Origin of the sequence: Streptomyces sp. NPDC006265 (genome assembly GCF_040613555.1) — a bacterium.
GTDB lineage: Bacteria > Actinomycetota > Actinomycetes > Streptomycetales > Streptomycetaceae > Streptomyces.
The window spans coordinates 1-2,086 of the sequence record NZ_JBEXSH010001209.1 but is presented as its reverse complement, the minus strand read 5'-3'; the positions used below and the strand labels follow the sequence as shown (position 1 = coordinate 2,086).

Genomic DNA, 2,086 nt, shown 5'->3' with positions numbered 1-2,086 from the left:
GTCCTCGACGGTGCGGGGCCCGGCGCCCGGCGCGCGGAGGGGGACGGCGAGGGCGAGGCGGACTCGGCGGTGGCCGGCGCGGACGGCGACGGCACGGCCGGCAGGGGTGCCAGGCGGGGCGACGCCGACACCTCGGAAGGCGCGGCCTCGTCCGGGGCCCGCCTGTCGTCGAACACGGCGAGGACGCCCGCGACCGCTCCGGCCGCCACGACGAGCGAGGCCGCCGCGACCATCGCGCCGCGCCGGGCGGCTCGCCTGCGCCCGGCCCTGCGGGCGGCCAGGCGCTGGGCACGCGAGCCTGACACAGTGCTGCTCCCCCTCCCCCTGCGGCGGGCGGTGTTCCCCCGTTTCGGGGAAGCGCCGGGCCCGCCGGCAGTCCCGCCAGCCTAGAGCTGCGACTCTGCCCGCATGCCGCGATGCGAACAACTTCCCCCAGCCGTGGACACTCCGGTCGACGCAGTCATCTCCCGTATGCGCGCCCTCGACGCGGAGCTGCACCCGCGGGACGGGGTGGCGGTCTTCAACCGTGTCTACCTCGCGGTGACGGAGGCGGTGGACCGGTACGTCGACACCGGACGGTTCGCGGACGCCCACGCCGCGATCACGCTGGACGTACGGTTCGCGCAGCGGTATCTGGCGGCCGTCGGGACGGTCGCGGACGAGCGGCGCCCGCCCGCCTGCTGGCGGCCGCTGTTCCAGTTCCGCCGCCATCCCGGGGTACGGCCGTTGCAGTTCGCGCTGGCGGGCATCAACGCGCACATCGGGCACGACCTCGCGCTGGCCGTCGTGGACACCTGCCGTACGCTCGGCTGCGCTCCCGTCGATCTGGAGGACGAGTTCGACATGGTGGGCGATCTCCTCCTCTCGCTGGAGGAGCGCATCCGCGAAGATCTGATGCCGGGCCCCGACCTGTTCCGGATCGCCGACCCGCTGACCCATCTGCTCGGCTCCTGGAGCCTGGAGCGCGCCCGGGACGCCGCGTGGACGGCGGCCCGGGCACTGTGGGCCCTGCGCGAACTCCCCGAGGTCGCCGGGGAGTTCACGGAACGCCTGGACACGGCGGTGGGCTTCGCGGGGCGGATTCTGCTCACACCCCTGACCGAGCCCGGGGGCCGCTAGTGCCGCGACAGGCAACGTTCGCCCCGTCACGACGCCCGGCACGCTCCCTCAAGCTCTCGACTCCGCTCGAGCAGGGGGTACCCGCACTCGCCGCACCGGCCGAAACCCCGAGTACGTCCAGTACGAGGGCTTCCGGCCGCCACGCCGAGAGCACGCACCGGACGCCGCTCCTCAACGGGCAAACGTGGCCTGATGCGGCACTAGACGTTGTGTGGCGTCAGCCCGTCGGGCCGATGCTGCTGCCGACGCCGCCGCCGGTGTCCGCGTCGCCGAAGGGGCGGATGCCCTTGGTGAGGCGGTCCATGTCGGCGAGCGGCGGTCCGTCCTCGCCGGCGTCGAAGACGTAGCGGACGAGAACCGGCGACTCGGTGCCGACGCTGGAGGGGAAGACGAGCGACTGGACGTGGCCGCCGGGCCCCTTGGCGGTCGTGACACGCCAGCGCACCAGGTAGCCGGCGCGGCCCGCCACCGCGACCGGCCCGGACGCGACGACCTGGTGCGACTTCATGCCGCCGTAGTGCTCACGGCCGAGCCGGTCCCGGTCGTAGGCCTCGTCGGCCGCCTCGGAGATGTCGGCCTTGGCGAGGGCCTCGGGGGATTTCTCGTCGTTCTCGGTCACCGTGCGGGAGAAGACCATGCCGTGGCGGCACAGGCCCACGCCGCCGGGGCAGTCGTAGGTGCCGTCGGTCGTCATGACCACGTCGTCCTGGGCGACGTGCTGCGGGCGGACCCAGCCGTCGAGCAGCGGGAACGTGATGCCGTTGAGCTGGTCCTCGACGACCGCGGGGTCGTCGGCGGAGGGCTCGGAGGTGGCCGCCTCGGGGGTCGGCCCCGGCGGGGCGGGCGGGTGGGCGGGGGTGATGGTCGGGGCCGTCCTGGTCGTGGTGCCGCCGCCGTCGCCCCCGCCGAGGGCGACGGCGCCGGTGACGATCGCCGCGACCAGGACGACGCCCGGGGCGGTCAGGGC

At 74.8% G+C, this 2,086-nt stretch carries 2 protein-coding genes and 1 pseudogene; 1 reads left to right on the top strand and 2 read right to left on the bottom strand.

Annotated features, from left to right (window positions below):
* Window positions 1-305, bottom strand: a pseudogene (locus ABZ281_RS47170) (endoglucanase); the annotation flags it as partial.
* Window positions 306-408: 103 nt separating this feature from the next.
* Between ABZ281_RS47170 and ABZ281_RS47165 the strand changes: the two are divergent.
* A complete protein-coding gene (locus tag ABZ281_RS47165; protein ID WP_356664758.1) occupies window positions 409-1,119 on the top strand; it encodes a DUF5995 family protein in 711 nt (236 codons plus the stop codon).
* 217 nt (window positions 1,120-1,336) lie between these two features.
* On the opposite strand, the gene ABZ281_RS47160 is transcribed toward ABZ281_RS47165, so the two are convergent.
* Window positions 1,337-2,086: hypothetical protein (locus ABZ281_RS47160; RefSeq protein ID WP_356664756.1), on the bottom strand; the 750-nt coding region annotated here is incomplete at its 5' end.